This window comes from Thermogemmatispora tikiterensis, assembly GCF_003268475.1.
Classification (GTDB): Bacteria; Chloroflexota; Ktedonobacteria; order Ktedonobacterales; family Ktedonobacteraceae; genus Thermogemmatispora; species Thermogemmatispora tikiterensis.
This window is the reverse complement of record NZ_MCIF01000002.1, coordinates 3,748,793-3,771,963: the sequence shown is the minus strand read 5'-3', so window position 1 is coordinate 3,771,963 and position 23,171 is coordinate 3,748,793. Positions and strand designations below refer to the sequence as shown.

Sequence of the window (23,171 nt, the reverse complement as noted above, 5' to 3'; positions counted from 1 at the left end):
AGGCAGCATCAGTACAGCGTTAACCGTGCTTGCGTATGCATATTACCGCAGCCACAGGGATTTGTCAAGCCCCTGGCGGAAGGCTGAGCAGCGCTCCGCGCTGCCAGGCACAGGCGAAGAGGCGCCGCGCCACCGCCGCGATGGCAGGCTCTTCTTCCAGACGTTGGGCCAGGGCGCGCTCCAAGGCGGCATAAGGGAGCAGGCCCGTGGCGCTGCAACAGATGGCCAGCATGAAGAGGGAGAGCAAGCCGGGAGGAACCTCCTCGCTCTTCGGCTCCTCTTCTCCGGCGCGCGACCAACCACAACAGCGGGGTTCCACAAAGATTCCCGTCACTCCGCCTCTCCGCAAAGCGGCTGCAAGGGTTTCCTGGTCGGGATAGGGCTGGCCCTGCAGGCCCGCCGCCAGCGGGGGTCGGCGCCAGGTAGAGATAAAGGCCAGGGCACCGGCACGCGCCAGGGGCAGTACGCGCAGCACTTCGCTCATCTCCAAGACAATCAGCAGGTCGGCCTGCCCGGGCGCGATGCGCGGAGTAGGGACTGGGCCGAAGCGCAGATGACAGCAAGCGCTCCCACCCAGCCGGGCCAGGCTCAGGGGGGCGAAGGTCTGCAGCGTCAGGCCAACTTCGTCGGCGGCCAGCGCCAGCACCTCCAGAGCGGTCTGCACCCCCTGGCCACCGACTCCGGCCAGAACCAGGGCCTGCCAGCGCAGCTCACGCTCAGGGGACTCGGGCATAAGCACTTTACTCCTGCATCAGAAGAGATGGCCACGCAGCAACCATCTCTTTCTGCTCATTGTAATCGCTCTCTGCCGCTGCCAGCGGTCCGATGGCCTCGAACGGGCAGGCAGCGGCACACAGTCCACAGGCCACACAGCTCAGAGGATCAATGCGCACCCGTAGCTCACGCCTGGCCCTTAGTTCCTCGTCGGCGCCCTCCTCTGCTGGCATCAGTACTATTGAGGGGCAACCGACCTCATAATAACAGGGCAGCTCGTCGCAACCACGTCCAGCACAACAGCGCGTCTCCTCGATCTGGAACGGCGCCTCCTGGCCGGGCAACAAGCGACCTGGGACCGTACACGGCGCGCGCGCAATGACTACTGCCACTCCTGGGAAGGCCAGGGCTTCGCGCAGCGTCGCCACCGTTGCCTCCAGCTCATAAGGATTGACCGCGCGCACAAAGGTTACGCCGCAGCCGCGCACAATTGTCTCAATATCAGCCCGCGGCTTCGCCGTTGGTCCGGTACCAGCCTGCCACGATCCCGGATTTGGCTGCTGCCCGGTCATCGCCGTCAGGCCATTATCCAGCAAAAGCAAGGTCAGGCGCACTCCCGCCTGAACAGCGTTTAGCAGCCCGGCGATGCCTCCATGAAAGAAGGTGCTATCGCCCATCGCCGCCAGCACTGGACGCTCGATGCCAGCGTACTTCAGCCCCTGAGCAATTCCCAGACTGGCCCCCATCGAGACCTCGGTCCAGCAGACCGAGAGCGGGGCATGTATGCCCAGGATGGTACAGCCGATGTCGCCGGTTGTGATCACCTCATCGGGCTGGTAGCCGGCGGCCTGCAGTGCCCGTCTGAGCGCGTAATATGTCATCCGGTGCGGACAGCCGGGACAGAATTCCAGGGTGCGCGGCAAAGGAGCCAAAAAGCTGCCCGGCTCGGGCAGAGCCGACAACTGGGCGGCCAGCGCCTGCGCTTCAGCGGCGCTCTCACGATAGCCAGCCGTCTCGAACAAGGCGGCCAGTGCCCGCGCTACCAGCGCCTGGTTGTACTCGCCTACGCGCGGCAGCAGCCCGCCACGCTTGCCCAGCAAGCGAACCCGTAGATTACGCTCCGCGATCAGGGCCGCCATCTGGGTTTCGATCAGCGGCTCCAGCTCCTCCAGAACCAGCACCGCCTCCAGGGGAGCCAGGAAAGCTTCCAGTTCCTCGCGAGGCAGGGGATGAATCAGGCCCAGCTTGAAGACCGCCAGCGGGGGTGCCGCCCTCAGACGAGCCTGTACCTCGGCCAGATAAGCCGCACTGACTCCGGCTACCACCACACCGACTTTCCTCTCCCGAGAGGGAGGTGCCTTCGCTGAGGCGGTCGGCTCCTCCCGTCCATTGACCTCACTCAGCAGCGCGCCGGCCTGCTTCAGGCGCGCCAGAGCCGCGGCATGTTGCTCGCGGCACCACTGAGGGACAGCCTTTGTAAAGCGCGCCACATCGCGCTGGAAGCTGGCAGGCTCCTCAACGGCGCGGCGCTCCAGAGGTGCCACCCTGATCCATGATTGAGAGGCCGCTACCACCGTCGTCCCCAGCAGCAGCACCGGTGCCCCCGTCTGGGCCGAAGCCCGGAAAGCCAGAAGCGTCATCGCATAAGCTTCCTCGGGACTGGCTGGCATCAACAGCGGCACGCTCGCCAGGAGCGCATAGTAGCGCGAATCCTGCTCAACCATTCCATAGAAGACCCCGACATCATCCACAGCATAGATTACCAGCGCTCCATTGACGCCGCTGTGAGCGATTGAGAGCAACGAATCTGCCAGCACATTGAGGCCCGACATCTTCATCGTCACCAGGCTCTTTCTGCCAGCCCAGGCGGCCCCCGCGGCTACTTCCAGCGCCACCTTTTCATTGACGCTCCACTCAGCGGCCAGGCCAAAACGCGCCGCCAGCGGCAAGAGCGCCGCCAGCGCTCCACCGCCAGGATTGCCCGGATAGCCAGTCGCCACATGGACACCAGCCTCCAGAGCGGCCCGCGCCACCGCCTCATCGCCGCTCAAAAACAGCCGCCTGCCCGGAGCAGTCAGACGATTCAACTTCAGACACACTCCTCTCGTTCCTGGCTCTCGTACCGTCGGCTTCATCCAGCCGGCCAGGGATCGGGATCGGGATTGCAAGCCGTTGCAGCTCGTCAGGTTCGTTCGCCAGTCCATCCAGGCCACGAACGGCCAGAACGGGCCTGGCTTCCCAAACGATGACAGGGATGTATAGAAGTAAACGGCTCCCTCGGCGCCAGCCGGCGATCACAATCGAGCAGGTGGTAGTCAGTCGGCAGCTCTCAGCCGCTTACCAGCGCCAGTGAGAGCCAGAGGGGAGGCGGTCCCGGTCCAGCCACACCCAGCCGGCCCACCATCTGAACAACAGCGCCGGCCTACCCGGTCACCATTTTCCGATACCGGGCGGAGGCTGTCAACAAACGCCTGTTAGAGCAGAGCGCCAGCCAGCGCTGCTGGCTGGCGAGCGTTCAAGCCCAGGGTCCCGAGTGGAGGTCACACGGTTCTCGCTCAGACCATTGGAATATGCTCAGGAGGAGAGGAGCGCATCTGCTCCTGACTACGCTGCAGCAAGAGACGCTTCAGCACTATGCCAATGCGACGGATGCCCTCCTCGATCTGCGCTTCCTGGGGATAGGCATAGCTCAGGCGGACATACTGCTGGCCACCCCCATCGACATGAAAAGGCTCGCCATTGAGGAGAGCCACCCCTTCAGCCGCCGCCTCACGCAGGAGGGTACGTGCCCGCAGACCAGCGGGGAGACGGCACCAGAGATGAAAGCCCCCTCCCGGCGGAGTCACCCGTATCTCGCGGGGCCAGTAGTGCTCAATAGCCTGGAGCATAAGATCCCGCTTACGTCGATAGGCAGCGCTGAGGCGCCGCAGATGCCCATCCAACCAGCCACGCCGCAATACCTCAGCAACCAGCCACTGACCAAAGGCGTTGGTATTCAGGTCAAAGACCTGCTTATGCAATGAGAGGCGTTCAATCATCGGCACCGGCCCGGCCAGCCAGGCCACCCGCAGGCCCGGCGCCAGCATTTTCGAGAAGGTGCTCAGGTAGATTACCTGCTCGCTGCTATCGAGGGCTTTCAGCGGCGGAGGCGGTGGCGTATCAAAATACAGCTCGCCGTAGGCATCATCCTCCAACACTGGCACCTGATAGCGCCGACAGAGTTGCAGCAAGCGCCGACGGCGCTCAGGCGACATCACCACACCTGTCGGATTCTGAAAGGTCGGCAGCGTATAGATCAGCCGCGGACGATGGCGCGTCAGCACGCTCTCCAAGAGATCCAGCCGCAGACCTTCAGCATCCAGCGGGATACCGATGACCCGCGCCCCTAAGGCCCGAAAGGCCTGGATAGCCCCGATATAGGTTGGGACCTCGACCACGACCTCATCGCCGGGACGCAGCAGAAAACGCCCAACGAGACCGATGCCCTGTGTCGAGCCAGACAAGATCAAAATATGCCCGGCATCCACAGGTACGCCCCGCCGACGCATGCGCAGGGCCACCTGCTGACGCAGGCTCTGCAGGCCCTCTACCGGGCAATAGCCAAGTGCCTCCTGACGGGCAGAGAGAAGCGAATCCTGACAGATCTCGCGGAACAGCTCTGCCGGCAGCAAGGCCGGCTCTGGCATGGCGCTGGCAAAGGAGATCATCCCGCCGTACTCAGCCAGCGCCATCAGCTCACTGAGCACGCGCGCGTCAGGCCCAAGCACCTCGCTCTCACCAGCGGCCAGTCCCAGCAGCCAGGAAGGCATGGCAGGTTCGCACTCCTCGTCTTCCAGAGCGAGCAGGCTGCGCCGGACCAGCGTCCCACGCCCGACATGCCCCTCGATGAGGCCCTCGCTCGCCAACTCGTTGTAAGCATTCATGACCGTTGTACGATTGACTCCCAACTCGCGCGCTAAAGCTCGCTCTGTGGGCAGGCGGGCCCCTTCGGGCAAGGCCCCGGAGAGTATCGCCTCACGCAACTGCTGATAGATCTGCCGATAGAGCGGCACACTGCTGCTGCGATCGAGCCGAACAAAGACGGAGGCAGCAGGAGCAGCGGACCACGAGCGCGAGCGGTGTTCAAATGGGCGTGAGTGTCGCATGTTTTTCCCCCTCCTGCATTGGCTCATACCAATACACTAGCAGTGTAGTGTGGCAGGCAGCGAATCACAAGAGCCAATGCAGACGGTAAAAACCGAACCAATCAGAGCTGGCCTGGCCCAGAAACAGGACCATGAGAGGCCATGAGAGGGACCTCGCCATGCAAAGTCAGCCTTTCTGACCCTTTGCACGTCTCAAGAGAGAGCGCGATAATAACTAGTAATGGCAGCGACCAGGCCCGAAAGCCAAGATCCAACCAACTACGAAGGGAGGAAGCATGAATAAGCTCCAGGAGCGCATTGATGCTGTACGCAATGACCGCGAACATGGCTCACGTTGGCTGGTGGGCGAGACAATTGCCATCCTGGAAGAGCTGGCGCGTGCTCCTGACGGCTCGCCAGAAGAGAGACTGGCCCAGATCCATGCTGCAGGTGAGGAGCTGATGCAGGCCCGCCCGGCGATGGCCGCTATCGCCGGCGCGGTCCGGCGTATCCTCCAGGCCCCAGGGGGACTGGCTGGCATGGCTCAGGAGGCAGCGCGTTTGCGCGAAGAATATGAGCGCGCGCCGCAAGCCATCATCGCTCATGCGCGCCCGCTGCTGGCCGGCACCTTGATGACGCATAGTCTTTCGGGGACTGTCCTGGAGGCTCTGCACGCCTGTGCGTCCCAGATTAAACGGGTCATCGTCCTGGAGGGTCGCCCCCGCTATGAGGGTCGAGAGGTGGCTCGCCGCCTGCAGAATCTGAACCTCGCCGTCACGCTCATTACTGACGCCGAGGCCGCCATCTTTCTTCCAGACTGCACCGCCGTGGTGGTCGGCGCCGACAGCGTCCTCGCCAACGGCGATGTCATCAACAAAGCCGGTACCGCACTCCTGGCCTGGGCCAGCCGTGGCTACGGCATCCCTTTCTACGTCCTGTGCGAATCGCTGAAAATCTCCTCCCAGCCCTGGACCGGTGACCTCTCCCTCCTGGAAGAGAAAGAGCCTGAAGAGGTCCTGGAAGAGCCAATCCCCGGCATCGAGGTGCGCAACTTCTATTTCGATCGCACCCCCGGCGAGCTGGTCACCGCTATTGTGACCGAGCGCGGCTTTTTCAATAAGGAGCCGCTCAGTGACTCTCACTAGCCACAGGTCCTGCAGACTTGGCGAAAGCGATTCAAATGTGTATCCTATCAATTGCAGAAGTGAAACTACCTCTTACAGCACCTCCGCATTATGCTCGCTTGCTTCAGGTAGAACGCGTAGAGCCAGGCAGAGGGTGGCCAGGGCCGGGGCGCCACGGGGTGCATAGCGTCACAGCGCAGAGTCGGGACTACCGGCCAGGGGAGGAGAGACCGAGGCACCTCCGCCCGGCTCCCGACCTCGTCTGCAGAGGGGGCTGATGGCCTGGCAGGTAACGACGGGCAATGGCAGCGCAGGCCAGAGCAGAGCGGAGCAGCGGAGTAAGCAGGGAGGGAACGGCCAGCGGAACGGGACAGGAGTGGGATGGTACAATCTTGCGGCCCGCCAGGCTGGCCGGGCACGGGCTGATGTGGAAATGAGGGTCGACGCCAGGTCATGACCAGGCATGATACGGAACGGCGCGGCGCACTGCCGCAGTCAGGGGCGATGGCGAGGTCTGGGACGGGGGAGAAGGGTCAGGCACCGCGCCTGGAGTTGGAAGGGGGAAGTGATATGCACGGTAATGCTGAGCAGCCAGTTCAGGGAGAGCGGCAGGAGAGTCAGCCAGGCGAGGCACAGTCAGCGGAGGCACAGCCAGGCGAGGCACAGCCAGGCGAGGCACAGCCAGGCGAGGCACAGCCAGCGCGCGAACATGAGAGGGAGCGCGAAGCTCCGATCGAGAGAGAGCGAAGGGAGAGAAGAGAGATGCGTGAGGGGCGTGAGGGACGCGAGGGACGTGGAGAAAAGCGCCGACGAGGCGACGACTTTGTGGCGCCAGGTGTGCCCATAGTGCGCAGCAGTACGCCACGCCCGCCCTCGCTGGCGCTGGGCGAGACAGGGAGCGCCTTTGGCCCCCGTCTGACGGATGGAGGTGCGCCGTTCCCCGAGGAGGCCCCGGCTGCGCCTCCTGTCCCCGAAGAATACAGTTCACTGGAAGAGACGCCGCTTCCTGTCGCCAGCCAGGTAGCGGAGAAGGAGGAGGTGGTCGCCTCAACGCAGCTGGGACAGGAGCGCAATGAATTCCTCTGGCTGTTTGAGTACGGCCCAGAGATGGATACAGTGGTACTGAACAGTCCTCAATTGCTGGACGGGCTGGCTCTGCCTTACGGGCCAGGCATGCTCAAAGGCTATGAGCTGGGTTTCGGTACGGTGCGCACGGCCACGGGCGACGTTGTCGCCTCGATCCTGCCGAGTAGTGACCCGGCTGCCGCGGTCTGGGGCATGCTCTATCGCGTGCCGCGCCGGTTGGCCCTGCCAGCCGAGGACGGCGTGGTTCCCCTGGATAAGGTCCACGATGCGGTCCCTCCAATCGGCCTCTTCGAGCCACTGACGGTGGTCGTCCATGAGCCTTTACGCCAGCGCGAGATTACCTGCACAACCTATATCGCTTCGGCAACGGTCCGCAAGTATTTCCACCCACGCCTACCCGAGCGCCACGCAGGTGATCCCTATGTGCGGCACCTGCTGGAAAGTGCCCGCCGCCAGAAGCTACCGGAGAGCTATCTGCTGGACCTGGAAGGTCGGGCCAGCACGTCCGCCGAATCATCAGGGGAAAGGGTCAGGCCAGGTTCCGCCAGCGGGCCTGGAGGGCTGGCCGGCTCGCATTCGCCAGCGGAGAGCGATGAGCTGGATACAGAGCCGATCGCGGCAGTCTCAGGCAAAGATGAACGGGAGCGCTCCAGTCCGGCTTCTCCCAGCCAGGCCCCTGTCGCCGCAACCTCACCCGAGCCGGTAGGGCCATCTCCTGCGCCATCGCCAGGCGCGCCGGAGCCATCTTCTACCCCTACTGCCCTCCGTCCGGCTCCCCAGGGCTGGCTACTGGCACTGGCCGTCTACCACGCCCTCCTACTCCTGGCCGTGCTGGCCCTGGCCATTAGCGAGGGACTGGGCTTCGGGCAGGAGGTCTTTACGCCAGATTTCGCCCCGTTCGGCGTGCCCTGGCTGGTCCTGGCCTACGGCCTGCTCGGCGGTTGCGTGAGTTGCCTGGTCTCTCTGCGCCAGTCCACCTCACGAGGCCAACCCCTCTTCTTGCTGATCACCTGGTTCGTGCGCCCCTATCTGGGGATGGTGCTGGCCATGCTGGCCTACCTCCTGCTCGATAGTGGCCTGGTTGTCCTTGGCTCGCTGCCTGGACACACCAATGCCCTCTTCTCACTGGTGGGCATGCTGGCCGGCTACTGCGAACATCGCTTCTTCTTCCAGCGTCCATCAGCCTGAAAGAGGGGCAGCTTGAGAATTACTGGTTAAGAAAGGATTGACAGGCTGGCAGCAGAGCTTGTGAAAGTGCAACTGGGAATGTACAATTGCAACAGAAGGCTGACCCCGTAGCGCTCCATCTTGAGTTGAAGACCTGTCAAGGGCGAGGAGGTCCTTCAATGCCAACCTACATCAGTCTGGTCAATTTAACCGAGCAAGGGATCAGGGAAGCCAAGAATGCCCCCGAACGTCTTCAGATGTTCGAGAAGGCGCTCCAGGAAGCAGGAGGCAGGCTTATCGGCTTCTATCTTGTCATGGGCCAGTACGACTATGTCATCATTACCGAGGCCCCTGACGATCAGACTGCCGCGCGCTTGATTCTTGGCATCATCGCTCAAGGCAGCCTACGAAGCCAGACCATGCGAGCGTTCCCACGTGAGGAGTTCGAGCAGATCGCCCGCACCTTACCGTAGAAGGGAGAAGGCGCCGGCACGCGCTCAGCCGGCTGGTGAAGGATGGGAGAGACGAGCACTTGAGCAGAAAGCCAGATGCCAGCGGTCGAAGCTCCTCGTCTTCTTCCTTCCCCAGTTAAGGGCGCAGGTGCAGGCGAGAACGCTGGCCACCAAACGAGGCGAGGCCACTCATTCGCTGGCAGCTGCCTGCAGCGCTGGCCTCGCTTCGCGTCTGAGGTAGGTTCCTCTGCTGTCGTTCTGGCGAGCGCTCAGCTGGTCTTACGGCAGACCGCTACACTGCCGGCCCTCGTCTGACCGGTCCGCCTGGCCTTCACAACGCGGCACCAGTCCCAGCCGTGACCGACAGCCGCCGCTCGGCCCGGAGACAGAGAGAGGTCAACTGCAAGCAAAGCGGCAGGGCCGGAAGAGAGAGCAAGGCAGGTTGGAGCTAGAAAGGATCGGATGGGAAAATAGCCCTCACCAGACGCTCGGGATCATGGCGAGCCAACATATCATCTTCGAGATTGAAATGGCCGATGACGACGTTTGGCACGAGCTTCGCTAAACGGGCGCGATCGACGGCCACCGGCTCGCTCTTCTCCTCGGCATAGGTGCGGAGCACTTCGGGAGGGAATGGACCATCATTGACGATCACCCGGTCGACACGGCCTCCCAGGTAGCGGTGGATCTCGCTGACAAAATCGGAGGCTTTGTAGCCGTCAGTCTCTCCGTGCTTGGTCATGAGATTGCAGACATAGACCTTCTCCGCCTCGGACTCACGCACGGCACGCGCAATGTCTTTGACGAGGAGATTAGGAATAAGACTCGTGTAGAGATCGCCCGGGCCAATGATGATGACGTCAGCCCGGCGAATGGCGCGAATGGCCTGGGGGCAGGCCGGAGCATCCTCTGGCACCATACGCAGGCGGACAATGGGCGAGAGCGGCCCCAGGTTCTTTTTGCCACGCGTGTCAATCTCGGTTTCGCCACAAATAGTGGTGCCATCCTCCAGGTCGGCGCAGATGGTCGTCTGCGTCAGGGTGACTGGCAGCACCCGCCCGGCAGTATTGAGCAGCTCTTGCGCATCCTCAATGGCCAGCATGAGGTCGCCATTGTTGATATCCTGGAGACCCTTGAGAATGAGATTCCCCAGGCTGTGGCCACCAACTCCTCCTTTCCCCTCTCCCTGCTCATCTGTGCTCTCAAAGCGGTGCATAAAGACCTCACGCCATAGCGCTCCATTGCGTGCCAGGGCCACAAGCGACATCCGCAGGTCCCCTAGCGGCAATTGACGCCGAAATTCATCCATGAGGCGACGCGAACTTCCTCCGCTGTCCGACATGGTGACGATGGCGCTGATGTTATACGGGTACTTTTTGAGATGCGAAAGGAGGGCGAAGGTTCCAGAGCCTCCGCCAATGGTGACGACTCGCTTTCCGACGTGCCGCTCTCCTGGGCGATAATACTGTTCTGGCACCTCACATCTCCTGTGGCTGATTCCAGTCTTAACTGACAAACGACGTCTACCTCTCTTCGGATTTTCCTAACCTAAGAGAAACTATACACGGTCGGTGAATGCTGTCGACAAGTCTCTCGGCTCTCTACCGTTGCGGGGTATGTCTGGCTGCTGTCTACACTGCACTGGCTGGTGAGCTGGCTCTCCCTCTGCTCCCTCTTCCCCAGTTTATCCTATCACGCCTCCCTCCCTTGTGCAAGCAGGCAGCTCCAGGCCCTTGACATGGATACGATATATCGTTATACTGAGCACAGTGGTTTTCGATATATCGTTATCTCGGGCGCCGTAGTCAGCCCTGCGAGCGATAGAGATCCCTCGCAAAGGCCCAGCGCTAGAGATCGTGAAGAGAAAGGAGTACAGTTTCATGTTTGGCCGACGCTTTGCCTGGCAGTACTACGGCTGGGATGAAGGTGGCCCCTTCCCCTGGCAGCGCCCTCCTACCCCACCTTTTCCTCCCTTCTGGCAGGCGCGCCGCGGGCGGCCCCCCTTCGGCCCACACGGCCCCGGCCCACATGGCCGCGGTCCTCACGGCCCCGCCGCTTTCTTTGAGCGGCTGCGTGTCTTCGGACGCGGCGATCTGAAATATGTCTTGCTGGAGCTGCTCCAGGAGCGCCCCATGCACGGCTACGAGATGATGAAGGTGCTGGAAGAACGGGCCGGCGGCTTTTATACACCCAGCCCTGGCTCGATCTATCCAACTCTGCAAATGCTGGAGGATCGCGGCTTCATCACCTCTAGCGAGGTCGAGGGGCGCAAGGTCTACACGATTACCGAAGCTGGACGCGCTTTTCTGACTGAGCACCAGCGCGAGGCGGAACGCCCTGATCCAGGCTGGCCACTGCGCGCCCTGGGCCGCTCCTGGTCGCCGGAGCTGCAGGCCTTGCGCCAGGAGGCCGGCGAGGTGGCCCGCCTCTTCATGATCGCCGGACGCTCCTCCGTCGGTGACCCCAACCGACTGGCGCGCCTGCGCAGCATCCTTGAGCGCACGCATAAGGATCTGACCGACCTGATCTACGGCACGCCTTCGTCGACAGCCAGCAGCAGCCCCGCCAGCCCCTCCGGCGAGAGCAGTCAGGAGGAGAAAGGCCCCTCTTCCTCGACAGGCGTCAGCGACGAGCCGCCCGCTTAAGCTTAGGTCCACGATCCGAGGCCGGCCCGCTGGGAGACGACAAGAGAGATGCAGCAAACTGGCGGGTCGGTCCCACTGCGCTCCCTCCCCCCTCCCCAGGAAACGCGAGACGTGAATGGGCGACAATTGCTCCTCAGCGAACCGGGACAGATCCCTGAGACCGGTAGGCACTTTTGTGCAGTTACGCTCAAAAGCTCTGCCTTATTCACTCAGGCTCCCAAGGCTCCCGTGCCGAGCGTTGTGAGTGCAGCTCTTCCTTGCAACACGAGGGGCAGAGAACCAGGGGTACCTTATATCCAATCTCTCCTATATATCTTGTGTTACAAGAGGCATTTAGGTTATACTGTAGGGGACGGGAGTCGCTCTACCACTCTGTGGGCGCGGTGGTGGGGATTCAGATATCCCGTTTCTTTCTTTTTTGGGGAGGGAGGAAAGGGAGAGAGCAAGCGGGCCGCCGCTCAGTCAGGCTCACGCGACCCGCCCGCCAGGCCAGCGTCAGGAAGCAGGCGCGGGTCGCAGCCGCACCAGGATGAGGCCCAGCCATAAGGTCCAGAGGGCGAAGAGCAGGAAAGCCGGTGTCGTCAAAAACGCTTGACCGCTGGCGGGGGCCAGAGCCACCTGCACGGCACTGCCAATCAGGAAGAGCGCCAGCAAAATGGCCACATACCCCAGGGCCACCCAGAGCGGGGGCCAGAGCTGCAGGCCACTACGCACAATAATGACTCCGAACAGCAGGGTCGCCAGCGCCACCAGCAGCCCTCCAGCCGTATTGCTGACGAGCGTGCATATCTCCACCACCAGCGCAAAAGTCGGAGTCAGTGCTGCCTCAGCCGTGAAAGTGCGGGCCACCCCTATCTGATAGACTGTACTGGCCAGATTGCCTAAGACCAGCAAGAGAATACCCAACATGCCACTCCAGGCCGCGATGACCGCAAACCCTTTCCCGCGCCAGGGAATGGCCAGCAGCTCCTCAGCCGTCTGCGGCAAGAGCTTGTCGCTGGCAGCGGTCTCTCTCTGTTGGTCATCGGCTGAGGGAGAAGTCTCGCCGGCAGCGGCTGCCGCCTCGGCTCCCTCCCCCTCGTCGCGTCCCAGCACCTCCTGGGCGACAATGATGCGAAAGAGCGTGAAAGGCAGGCTGAGGGTGAGAGCAAAGGCCACCATCTGGAGCAGGCGATAGAAAGCGAAAGACCACACATGGAGATGAAGCCAGAGGACATAGACTGCCAACTGACCACGGTTGGCGGCAGCCAGGGCCTCCCCATAGCCATGTGGCAGCAGCCAGAGCCACTGATAGAGCGGCGCGCCGAGCAGCAACAGTAGACCCCCGAGCACATAATAGGAGCCATTGATCCGCAGGCGTGTCAGAAACGTACGTCTCATCCGGGACCTCATTCGCCTAAAAACAAGCTGTCGTCTATATCATAGCAAGAGAAGCCGAGTCCCGGCACGGCCTGGGCCATCTGGTCTGCGGCTCAGCCTCGCGGGGTCAGTCCAAAGAGAGCGAGGCCGGTTGGAGGAGCCATCGAGGGGGACCGACCTCGCCCACTGCCAACTCAACGCAGGAGAAAAGCCGGCAGACCCTGCTCATGGAGGATGTGCAGCGGCCCACTGGTATAGAAGTTGCCCAGAATGTTCAGCACCGTCACCAGCAGAAAGACAGCTATGGCCAGGACCATCAGCAGGCGATCAACTGGGCGGGTCTGCAGCTCTGTCAGCCAGGTGCGTCTCCCCACGCCAAAGCAACGCAGCTCCATAGCATTCACAATATCTTCCGCCCCCACCACCGAACCGATCACAATGGGCACTACCAGGGGGGCCAGGCGGGCAATCCTCCCAAAGATGCCACCGCGCAGCTTATCCAGCTCGAAGCCCCGCGCGCGCTGGGCATCCAGCGTCACGCTGAAATCGCGTGCCAGCGTTGGCAGAAAGCGGAACGAAAGATCGATCGCGTAGGCGAACTGGTCCGGCAGGCCCAGCTGCTTGAAAGCCACCCCAATGTGGCCAGGATTAGTGGTATAGGGGATCGCCACCGCCAGGAAGGCAATACTGAAGTTGCGCAGGCCCATCGTCACCATGTAGGTGATGCTCTCCACGCTGAAGACCAGCGGCTTCGGGCCAATGTAGGGAGGATGATTCAGAAAGCCGAGAAACGGCAGCGAGAACAACTGATGCTGGTGGCTCAGGTCGATGCCCTGCACAATGGCCCCGCCGGAGAGAAAGTAGTTGCCAAAGACAAGGATCACATTGAGGAAAATAATGAAAAGCCAGGCTCGTCTTGTCTCTGACCACTTCAGACGCGCCAGCCCATAGTAGCAGGCAGCCCCCACAAAGCCGGCCAGAATCAGCCAGACATTCGAGGTCTGAGCCGCCGCCAGGCCATAGGCCAGCAGCAAGAGCAGCTTGGCCCGTGGGTCAAGGCGGTGAATAGGCGTATCACGCTTGACATAAGGGAGTGTTATCAACATAGCACGTCCTTCCTTCTACCACACCTCAATCAGAGAGAGCCAGGGAGAGGAGAGAGGCAGCGACAGGAGGCGACCCGAGGCACATGGTCACCATCTCTGTTGCTGCTCCCTCCCTTGCCTCCCCGAACAGGACCCAACTGATCAGACCTCTGCCGAAAGCCAGGGTCTTCGGCTCTCCTCTCCTGACGATTACGGGAGTCTCTCAGCTGAGGCCGCCAGGTGGCACACCGCTAGCGCCCGAAGCGGGCCACCGCCGCCCGGTAGGCCAGCAGCAAAATAGGTAGGAGAATCAGGCCATTGATCAGGTCGGACAGGCCCGCTGGCAGAAAATAGCCGGTCGTGGCGGTCACGAAAGTCAGCTTTGAGAGCCAGATCTCCGTATAGGAGGCGAAGCCAATCCCGATGATCACCCCCAGGGCGGCAAAGACCTCCGCCAGCACAATAGAGCGCGAATGGCGATAGACGCCCCAGGTCAGGTAGACCACCAGGCCGGCAATGAAGCCGATCAGGGCATTGCCCACATCCCAGTTCCAGTAGACCCCATAGCCCGAGATGTAGTCCCCCAAGAGATTGCCCACCCCGCCGGAGAAGAGGCCCACCCAGGGACCAAAGACGGCCCCGAAAAAGAGAGGGATGACGATGGCCGGGCGGAAGGAGACATTGCCCGCGCTGGGCAGCTGGAGAATATTGGTGAAGTAGCTGAAAATGCCATAGAGCGCCGCCCCGAGCGCCATGTAGACAATGTGCCGGACCCCAATACCCCACACCCGGCTTGTGACCTCGCGCTCACGCAGGTTCTCTTTCTCGGTCGTAGCCATAAAAACAATGAACTCCTTTCTGAATGATCGCGATGATCGCAGATCCTTGAGATAACACAGACAGACCAGGGACGACAGTCACAGGAAGAATCAAATCAGTGGAGAAGAGCGGACAGCTCTACTCACCTTCGCCCCTCACGCCAGGCTGCGGCTACATTCCGTCAGCAGGTAGCGCAAGAGCGAAGTCGGGCGCAAGTTACAGCTTTCCAGCAGGGTCTGATCGGCCAGCACCTCTAGCGGTGCTCCATCAGCCACCAGATGGCCATCCTTGAGGAGAAGAACGCGCTGAGTATAACGCAGCGCCAGATCGAGATCATGCGTAATGAAGAGGAGAGCATCCAGCTCAGGAAGCTCCCGCAGATGCTCCATAAAGGAGATATAAGAACGATAATCCTGGCCCGCCGTCGGCTCGTCCAGCAACAGGATACGGCTCTCCATCGCCAGCACTGAAGCAATGCTGACCCGTTTCTGTTGCCCGAAGCTGAGCGAAAGAGGCGAGCGCTCAGCAAAACGGGCCACATCCAGGGCCTCGGCTGCCCGCTGAACAGCGCGTTGGAGCCGCTCAGGAGGGAAGCGTAGATTCTCAGGGCCGAAGCTCAGCTCTTTTTGAACTGTAGGGGCGAAGAGCATGGCGCCTGGACTTTGGAAGACGTAGCCGATACGCGCCGCCAGCTGCGCCACGCTGAGCCTGCGCGTATCCTCTCCATAGAGAAAGACCGCGCCTGCCGTTGGACGCAGCAACCCCAGCGCCTGCTTCACCAGGGTGGTCTTACCGGCCCCATTCGGCCCAAGCAGGGCAATCGTCTCGCCACGGCGCACCTTGAATGAAATGCCGTGCAGGATCTCCTCGCCGTCGGCCTCATAGCGATAGTGGACATCCTGGAAGACCAGCACCGGCTCGTCCGTGCCAGCCTCCGCCATCGCCGCGCGCCTGGTAACAATCGGGCGCACAAGCTGCTCTACCACTTGACGCGGCTCGGCAGCTCGGCGTAGCGTTGCCTCGATCGGCAGCTTCACCTGCTCCGGATCGGCCACTTCCAGGAAGGACTGCCCATCGCCCAGGAAGACCTGCCGCCCGTCCCGCATTAAGAGCACCTTATCGGGGCGCAGCTTGAGAGTCTCCTCCACGCGATGTTCCACAATAATGACAGCTCGCCCCTCGGCACGCAGTCCATTGATCAGCTCTTCCAGCTCATCGATAGCACGCGCATCCAGATTAGCAAACGGCTCATCAAAGAGAAAGATCGAAGGCTGCATCACCAGGACCCCAGCCGCTGCTACCTGTTGGCGCTGCCCGCCTGAGAGGGCAAAGGTTGCCTCCTGACGGTAGGCCTCCAGATGGAGGCGCTGCAGCACAGCCTCGATTCGCCGACGAATCTCAGCGCGTGGCACATTCAGGTTCTCCAGGCCGAAAGCGACCTCCTGCTCAACTGTGCTGCCGACAATCTGCTTCTCAGGGTCCTGCAACATCGTGCCAATGTAACGCGCCCGCTCACGCAGGCTCATGCCCGCGGCAGAACGTCCTTCGATCAAAATTTCCCCACTCAGCTCACCACGGAAAGTATGGGGGATGAGACCATTGAGGCACTTGAGCAGCGTACTCTTGCCACAGCCACTCGGCCCGGCAATGAGCAAAAGCTCTCCATGCGCGAGCGAGAAGGAAATATCCCGAATGGCATACTGCGGCTCCACCTCCGCCCCGGCAGCAGAGGAGTCAGGGACAGCTCTTCTGATCTTCTTCGAAGGGGGCGACTCTTCATCGAGGGCGCGATAGCGAAAGCTCAATCCCTTGACAGCAACAGCTGGAGGTGCGTCCTGCGATGCATCTCTCGTGTTGTCGGGATGAGTAACCATCTATACCCGTTACCTGCTGCTTCCAGTGAACGCAGACGACTTCACGAACAGTGGAAGCCCTCTAATCAGATAGGATTGACTCTCTTCTAATTGTACCGAGCGACAGGAGAAGCTGTCAATCTTGTCGAGTCTTGCTGGAACAGCTACTACAGAGATACCGTAATTGCTGTAATCTCATCAATAGAAGGGAAGTACGCAAGCCGGGACGAAGTTAGCTGTCATCTCACTGACTGGCATCTGCCTTCTATCTGCTCTGGCCATTGCCGCGACGTCTGCCTATACTGCTCTCAGGCAGACAGTGCAGAGCACCAGCCTTCCCCGGCAGAGGAAAGTGGAAGGAGCCAGATAAGGAGCGCAGGCCGGGCCTCGTTTACTCAGTACGGCGCGCTCGCCTCCAGGTGGTTGGTTACGCGCTGGCAATCTGCGCGCGTTGCGGTGATCGGCCTGTCTGTCTTCGCCGTGAGCTGGCCAGCGACCAGCTAGCAAGCGGGCGGAAGGCAGCGCGCTGACTATACAGGACAAGACACGAGCGAGCGAGTCAAGGATGATACCCAGGAGAGTCTTGAAAGGAGTCAGACCGTGTCTACCCGCATCTCGCGGCGCGAACTGCTGCAGCAATCGCGCAATTTGCTGGTAGCGCTGCCGCTAGGTTCTCTGGGAGCAGCACTTGCGGGCGTTGACAACAGCCTGAGAGCCAGCGCTGCTCCCACTCCCCAGTACAACCTGGCAGCAGCCTTGCAGATGTCGATCTACTTCTATGACGCCCAGAAATCCGGGCCAGGCGTTACTGGTGGCCTCCTACCCTGGCGTGGTGACTGTGATCTCTCCGACACCGCTGTTCCCCTGCAGCCCAAAAACAGCAACAACGTCGGGACCAACATGTCAGCCTCCTTTATCGCAGCCCATCGGCAGGTGCTTGATCCGGCAGGCAAAGGCACCGTCGATGTCAGCGGAGGCTTCCACGACGCTGGCGATCACGTCAAATTCGGCCTTCCCCAGGGCTATGCCATCTCGACGCTGGGCTGGGGCTTCTACGAATTCCGCCAGGCCTTCGTCTCCACCGGGCAAGACGCCCACATGATGGCCATCCTGCGCTGGGGCTGCGATTACCTGATGCGCTGCACCTTCCGCGACAGCAGCGGCAATGTGGTAGCATTCTGTTACCAGGTTGGTGAAGGCTCCATCGATCATACAGTCTGGGCACCGCCCGAAGTTGAGAATCTGGCCCGTCCGGCCTACTTCGCCACCTCCGAGACGCCGGCCAGCGACATGTGTGCGGAGGCCGCCGCCGCTCTGGCCATCATGTATCTCAACAGTCAGAGCAGCGACGCCACCTACGCCGCCAAGTGCCTGGACTACGCCCAGGCCCTCTACCGCTTTGCCGTTGCCAACCGCGGACTCGGCTACTCCGGCGGCTTCTACAATTCCAGCGGCGACAGCGACGACCTGGCCTGGGCCGCTATCTGGCTCTACATCGCTACCGGCCAGCAGTCCTACCTGAACGACATTATCGCCACTGACTCCAGCGGCCACTATACTGGCTACCTCAAGGCCATCATGAACAGCACCCAGGATAACTGGCAGAATACCTGGGTACACTGCTGGGACGCTGTCTGGGGAGGCATGTTCCTCAAGCTTGCACCCATTACCAACGATCCCAAGCACTGGTACATCGCCCGTTGGAACCTCGAATACTGGTCCAACGTGCCGCATCAGGACCCCAACGATACGAATTTCTTGAAGCCCACGCCCGGCGGCTTTATGGTCATCAATACCTGGGGGTCCTGCCGCTACAACGCCGCCGCCCAGCTCTGCGCTCTGGTCTATCGCAAATACACCGGTGACTCACGCTTCTCGGATTGGGCTTTGGGGCAGATGAACTATATCTTGGGCAGCAATCCAATGAACCGCTGCTACATGGTGGGCTTTGCCTCCAATTCGGCCAAACATCCCCATCATCGCGCAGCCCACGGCTCCTTCACTAACAGCATGTCTGATCCTCCCAACCACCGCCACACGCTGTGGGGCGGCCTGGTCGGCGGTCCAGACACCAGCGACTACCACGACGATGCCACCAATGACTTCGTCTACAACGAGGTGGCGGTCGATTACAGTGCGGCCTTCGTTGGGGCGCTGGCGGGCCACTACTACTACTATGGTTCCGGTCAACAGCCCAATCCCAATTTTTCGACCGCAGAAACACCGGTCAATCCTTTCTTCGTCGAAGCGCTGGTCAATCAGGACAGCAACCAGAGCACGCAGATTACCCTGACGCTCCACAGCGACACCACCCAGCCGCCGCAGTTCGTCACCGGCCTCAAGGTGCGCTACTTCTTCAACATCAGCGAGTTGCTAGCCATCGGTCAGTCAATCAACTCGGTCTCAGTGGCCATCTACTACGACCAGAACCAGTACCTGCCCAATGGAGGCCCGGTCGCTGTGCACGGCCCCTATGCCTGGGGGAACTCCACCACAGTCTACTACTACGAATTCGACTGGTCAGCTTACCCGCTCTGGTATACGCGCGACCTCGAATTCGCGCTGATTGTGGCCATTGGCAGTGACTACAAGTACCATTGGGACTCATCGAACGACTGGAGCCGCCAGGGTCTGACTTCGACCAAGGCCGTCACCCAGTACATACCCGTCTACCGCAACGGCACGCTGGTCTTTGGGCAGGAGCCGCCAAAGTCATAACTTCCGCGGCGGCCTCCTGCCCAATGGGGAGGCAAGACGGGTAGTCAAGTCATCAAGCAGACAAAGGCAGCAGGAACTGATGGGGCCTGCTCTCAGGGATGAGATAGCCGCAACATATGAGGAGGGAACGCTCGTGAAGAAAGCCCTGTCCTGCGGTCTGCCAGCGCTCTTCGCCCTACTGGCACTAGCGCTGGCAGGTCTGATCTGGTACGCGCCCCAGCATGCGCAACGTGCCCAGGCCGCCGTCTCCTACAGCGGCCTGCACGTTTCGGGCAACCAGCTCCTCAATGGCGCCGGCCAGCCGGTTCGCCCGCTGGGAGTGGATCGCTCTGGCACCGAGTATATGTGCGACGCCTCCGGCGATACCACCGTCTTCGACGGACCGAGCGACGCCGCTTCGGTGGCCGCTATGATGAGCTGGCACATTAACGCCGTGCGCCTCCCACTCAACGAGGATTGCTGGCTCGGGATCAATGGCTACCCCGCCGCCCAGTATACCGCGGCCCAGTATCGGCAGGCCATCATCGATTACGTCAATCTGCTGACCGCGAATAACCTGATCACGATTCTCGACCTGCACTGGAGCGCCCCCGGCACCCAGCAAGCTAACAAACAGCTTGCCATGCCCGACCTGGACCACGCTCCAGCCTTCTGGACCTCGGTGGCCAATACCTTCAAGAGCAATTCATCGGTGATCTTCGATCTATATAACGAGCCTTTCACCACGAGTTGGGATTGCTGGCTCAACGGCAGCACGGCAGCCAACGCCAGCCCCTGCACGGACGTGCCCTTCGCTGTGGCCGGTATGCAGACCCTGGTGAACACCGTGCGCGCCACCGGGGCCACCAATGTGATCATGCTCGGGGGCCTGGCCTATGCCAACGACCTGTCAGGCTGGCTCTCTCATAAGCCCAGCGATCCGTTGAACAACCTGGCTGCCTCTTTCCATCTCTACAATTTCAATACATGTAACTACGTCAATTGCTGGGTTCTGACGGTAGCACCAGTTGCCGCCCAGGTGCCGGTGATTGCTGGCGAGATTGGCGAGAACGACTGTGCCCACGGCTTCATCGATATGGCGATGGCCTGGCTGGACCAGAACAACATCGGCTATCTGGCCTGGGCCTGGGACACCTACAACTGCTGGAGCTTCCCGTCGCTCATCAGCGACTACAACGGCACTCCCACGCCCTACGGGCAAGGACTTTTGAACCACCTGACGGACCTTGCTAATGGCGTCACGCCCACGCCGACGCCCACACCCGTGCCTGGCCACTACTGCGCGGTCCACTACAGCGCCAGCTACTGGACCGGTGGCATGACGGCCAACATTACGATCAGCAACATCAGCAACGCCTCCATTGTTGGCTGGACCCTGGTCTTTACCTTCCCTGGGGACCAGCAGATCACGGCAGGCTGGAGCGCCACCTGGAGTCAGCAAGGTCAGCAGGTCACGGCTCGCGATATCGGCTACAACGATGTCATCGCCGCCGGTAGCTCGGTCTCGATTGGTTTCAATGGCACCTGGACAAGCAACCACACCGATCCGACAGTCTTCACCCTCAACGGCGTAACCTGCAACACGGTCTAGCCGCGGGTTGGCCCACTCCACTGTGGACGGTGGTGACAGGCAGACAAGCAAGCAATGGCTTGCACTTCTTAACTTGCAGGTGACGAGCGCTGAGCTGGGATCAGGTCTGGTCTTCAGCACGCCAGCAGCGATGAAGGCCAGGTAGCCTGGCTCAGCCTGGCGCCCGTTCACATAAATCTCTTCACTCACACCAACTTACCTGAACAACTGACCAAACAACAAGGAGAGTCCTCTGGAGAAAGGAAGACAGGCTATGCTCAGGAAACAGCTCAAAACCCTGTGCGCTGGCCTGGCGCTTATGGCGCTGATCTGCGCCCTGACACTCAGCATTGCTGTCCAAGGGCGCCCGGCCTACGCGGCCTCAAGCGTCACCATTAACGGCGCCACGACCTATCAGACGATCGACGGCTTTGGCGCATCCGAAGCTTTCGGGCAGGCCGACGCCATTATCAACGCTGGTTCCACGCTGGAGAAGCAGATGCTGGACCTGCTCTTCAGCCCGACGACCGGAGCCGGGTTGACTATTCTGCGCAACCTGATCCCCTCCGACAGCAACCATACGATTGAGCCGAACAGCCCGGGCAGCCCGACGGCCACGCCTCAGTATGTGCCCATCGGGACCGACTGGGGCCAGTTGCCTCTGACCCAGCAAGTGGTTCAGAACTATGGCGTGACACGCATCTATGCCGACGCCTGGAGCGCCCCAGGCTTCATGAAGACCAATGGCTCCGAGAGCAACGGTGGCACGCTGTGCGGTGCACCAGGTGCTGCTACGTGCAGCACGGGTGACTGGCGTCAGGCTTACGCGAATTACCTCGTGCAGTATATTAAGGATTACCAGGCGGCAGGCGTGACCATCACCAACATCGGCTTCGTCAACGAGCCGAATCTGTCCACCTCCTACTCCAGCATGGTGATGAACCCGACACAAACCGCCGACTTCGCCAAGATCCTGGGGCCGACCCTGGCGAATGCTGGCCTGTCGACGCAGATTGTCTGCTGCGATGCCGAGGGCTGGGACCTGGCTCCGAGCTATACCAGCGCCATTGTCAACGATGCAACGGCCAATTCCTACGTCAAGGTCATCTCCAGCCACGGCTATACCGCCGCTCCGACTTCGCCGCTCAACTCCAACGGCAAGCCGGTGTGGGAGACTGAGTGGTCGACCTTCGATAGCTTTGATGCTGCCTGGGATGATGGCAGCGATGCCTCCGGCCTGACCTGGGCTCAGCATATTCATGTCGGGTTGACTTCGGCCAACCTGAGCGCCTTCCTCTACTGGTGGGGCGTGGCCAGCACCTCTGTCTCGAGCGATAACCAGGGCCTGATCCAGTTGAATGGTTCGACCATCACGCCGTCGAAGCGCCTATGGGCCTTCGCCAACTACAGCCGCTTCGTCCGACCCGGCGCGGTGCGCATCGGCGCCAGCAGCTCCGACAGCAATCTGCTGGTCTCGGCCTATCGTAACACCAACGGCACGCTGGCCATTGTGGTCATCAATCTGGCAACCAGCGATACAGCGACGACCTTCTCGCTGCAGAACACCACTGTGGCGAACGGGGCTACGGTGACCCCCTATCTGACCAACAATAACAACAACACAGCAGCTCAGGCGCCACTGTCGGTGAGCAACGGCTCCTTCAGTGCGACCGTGCCAGCGCGCTCGCTGGTGACCTATGTCATCCCGGCTGGCACTGGAGGCGTTACGCCAACTCCCACGCCGGCCCCAACCAGTACACCGACCCCGGCGCCGTCTCCCAGCCCAACGGCGACCCCCTCACCAACACCGGCACCGACCAGTACGCCAACTCCTACCCCGACTCCGGGCGCTTCCTGTCAAGTGCACTATAGCGTCGTGAGCCAGTGGCCGGGCGGCTTCCAGGGGAGCATCACTATTACGAACACAGGTAGTAGCCCCATCAATGGCTGGACCTTGAGCTTCAGTTTCACGGCTGGTCAGCAGATCACCCAGCTCTGGAATGGAAGCTACACACAGCAAGGGGCCCAGGTGACGATCACCAACGCCTCCTACAACGCCCAGATCCCGGCAGGCGCCACTCTGGGTGCATCACCAGGCTTCCTGGCTAGCTGGAACGGGAGCAATCCCGCGCCGACTGCGTTCACGCTCAATGGAGCGACCTGCAGCGTCGTCTAGGCCGGGCTGGGATGATCCGAGGCGAGATCGGAGGAGCAGGGATAGGGATCTTTCTCCTCCGATCTCATTCAGAGACACCAGACATTTTTTAAGGAAAGGAGGCAAGAACCACCCACCGAGCTGAAGCTAGAGCAGCAGTGCTCGTCGGAGCTGGCACCCTGCCCTGTCCAACGCACGTGAGAGCAGAACGGCGTGGCGGGAGGGCAGACGCTCCACGGGCCCCGCTCCACGCATCTTCTCTGCTGAAAACGTGAGGCCTTTTCTCCTGAAGAGGCGCCA

General features: G+C 61.4%; 15 protein-coding genes. 7 read left to right on the top strand and 8 right to left on the bottom strand.

All coding sequences use genetic code 11. From position 1 onward, the window contains the following. Window positions 1-64: 64 nt before the first annotated feature. The 3 genes from A4R35_RS15125 to pdxR form a co-directional block, all read right to left on the bottom strand. The gene (locus tag A4R35_RS15125; RefSeq protein ID WP_112430762.1) at window positions 65-733 is read right to left on the bottom strand and encodes a 2-oxoacid:acceptor oxidoreductase family protein; all 669 of its coding nucleotides are present in this window, start codon (window positions 731-733) and stop codon (window positions 65-67) included. A 7-nt stretch (window positions 734-740) separates the two neighbouring features. Further along, window positions 741-2,801 carry a thiamine pyrophosphate-dependent enzyme gene (locus A4R35_RS15120; RefSeq protein ID WP_189361852.1) on the bottom strand — a complete coding sequence of 687 codons (2,061 nt, stop codon included), beginning with the start codon at window positions 2,799-2,801 and terminating at the stop codon, window positions 741-743. A 468-nt stretch (window positions 2,802-3,269) separates the two neighbouring features. Next, window positions 3,270-4,859, bottom strand: coding sequence for a MocR-like pyridoxine biosynthesis transcription factor PdxR (pdxR, locus tag A4R35_RS15115; RefSeq protein WP_189361851.1), 1,590 nt, complete (start codon window positions 4,857-4,859; stop codon window positions 3,270-3,272). Window positions 4,860-5,134: 275 nt separating this feature from the next. Between pdxR and A4R35_RS15110 the strand changes: the two genes are divergently transcribed. From A4R35_RS15110 to A4R35_RS15100, 3 genes are all read left to right on the top strand, one after another. Further along, a complete protein-coding gene (locus A4R35_RS15110) occupies window positions 5,135-5,983 on the top strand; it encodes a translation initiation factor eIF-2B (RefSeq protein ID WP_112430756.1) in 849 nt (282 codons plus the stop codon). Window positions 5,984-6,532: 549 nt separating this feature from the next. Next, window positions 6,533-8,236 (top strand): gamma-glutamylcyclotransferase family protein, encoded by a 1,704-nt coding sequence (locus A4R35_RS15105; RefSeq protein ID WP_112430754.1) that lies wholly within the window; start codon window positions 6,533-6,535, stop codon window positions 8,234-8,236. A gap of 158 nt (window positions 8,237-8,394) precedes the next feature. Continuing rightward, complete coding sequence (locus A4R35_RS15100) at window positions 8,395-8,688, top strand: GYD domain-containing protein (protein ID WP_112430752.1); 294 nt, start codon at window positions 8,395-8,397, stop codon at window positions 8,686-8,688. 427 nt (window positions 8,689-9,115) lie between these two features. Here A4R35_RS15100 and A4R35_RS15095 read toward each other — a convergent pair whose 3' ends face one another. Then, window positions 9,116-10,144 (bottom strand): gluconeogenesis factor YvcK family protein, encoded by a 1,029-nt coding sequence (locus A4R35_RS15095; protein WP_112430750.1) that lies wholly within the window; start codon window positions 10,142-10,144, stop codon window positions 9,116-9,118. Between the two features lie 403 nt (window positions 10,145-10,547). Here A4R35_RS15095 and A4R35_RS15090 point away from each other — a divergent pair, with 403 nt between their 5' ends. Then, a complete protein-coding gene (locus A4R35_RS15090; protein ID WP_112430748.1) occupies window positions 10,548-11,312 on the top strand; it encodes a PadR family transcriptional regulator in 765 nt (254 codons plus the stop codon). 495 nt (window positions 11,313-11,807) lie between these two features. Here A4R35_RS15090 and A4R35_RS15085 read toward each other — a convergent pair whose 3' ends face one another. From A4R35_RS15085 to A4R35_RS15070, 4 genes are all read right to left on the bottom strand, one after another. Further along, a complete protein-coding gene (locus tag A4R35_RS15085) occupies window positions 11,808-12,692 on the bottom strand; it encodes a hypothetical protein (protein ID WP_112430746.1) in 885 nt (294 codons plus the stop codon). A 173-nt stretch (window positions 12,693-12,865) separates the two neighbouring features. Next, window positions 12,866-13,777 carry an energy-coupling factor transporter transmembrane component T family protein gene (locus tag A4R35_RS15080; protein ID WP_112430744.1) on the bottom strand — a complete coding sequence of 304 codons (912 nt, stop codon included), beginning with the start codon at window positions 13,775-13,777 and terminating at the stop codon, window positions 12,866-12,868. A gap of 230 nt (window positions 13,778-14,007) precedes the next feature. Further along, window positions 14,008-14,595 (bottom strand): ECF transporter S component, encoded by a 588-nt coding sequence (locus A4R35_RS15075; protein WP_112430742.1) that lies wholly within the window; start codon window positions 14,593-14,595, stop codon window positions 14,008-14,010. A gap of 135 nt (window positions 14,596-14,730) precedes the next feature. Beyond that, the gene (locus A4R35_RS15070) at window positions 14,731-16,449 is read right to left on the bottom strand and encodes an ABC transporter ATP-binding protein (RefSeq protein WP_112430740.1); all 1,719 of its coding nucleotides are present in this window, start codon (window positions 16,447-16,449) and stop codon (window positions 14,731-14,733) included. 579 nt (window positions 16,450-17,028) lie between these two features. Here A4R35_RS15070 and A4R35_RS15065 point away from each other — a divergent pair. The 3 genes from A4R35_RS15065 to A4R35_RS15055 all read left to right on the top strand — a co-directional run bounded on the left by A4R35_RS15065 (window position 17,029) and on the right by A4R35_RS15055 (window position 22,892). Then, window positions 17,029-19,146: a glycoside hydrolase family 9 protein gene (locus A4R35_RS15065; RefSeq protein ID WP_223258350.1), complete on the top strand. Its 2,118-nt coding sequence runs from the start codon at window positions 17,029-17,031 to the stop codon at window positions 19,144-19,146. A gap of 133 nt (window positions 19,147-19,279) precedes the next feature. Then, complete coding sequence (locus A4R35_RS15060) at window positions 19,280-20,737, top strand: cellulase family glycosylhydrolase (RefSeq protein ID WP_223258349.1); 1,458 nt, start codon at window positions 19,280-19,282, stop codon at window positions 20,735-20,737. A gap of 253 nt (window positions 20,738-20,990) precedes the next feature. After that, window positions 20,991-22,892 carry a cellulose binding domain-containing protein gene (locus A4R35_RS15055; protein ID WP_112430736.1) on the top strand — a complete coding sequence of 634 codons (1,902 nt, stop codon included), beginning with the start codon at window positions 20,991-20,993 and terminating at the stop codon, window positions 22,890-22,892. The last annotated feature ends 279 nt before the right edge of the window (window positions 22,893-23,171 follow it).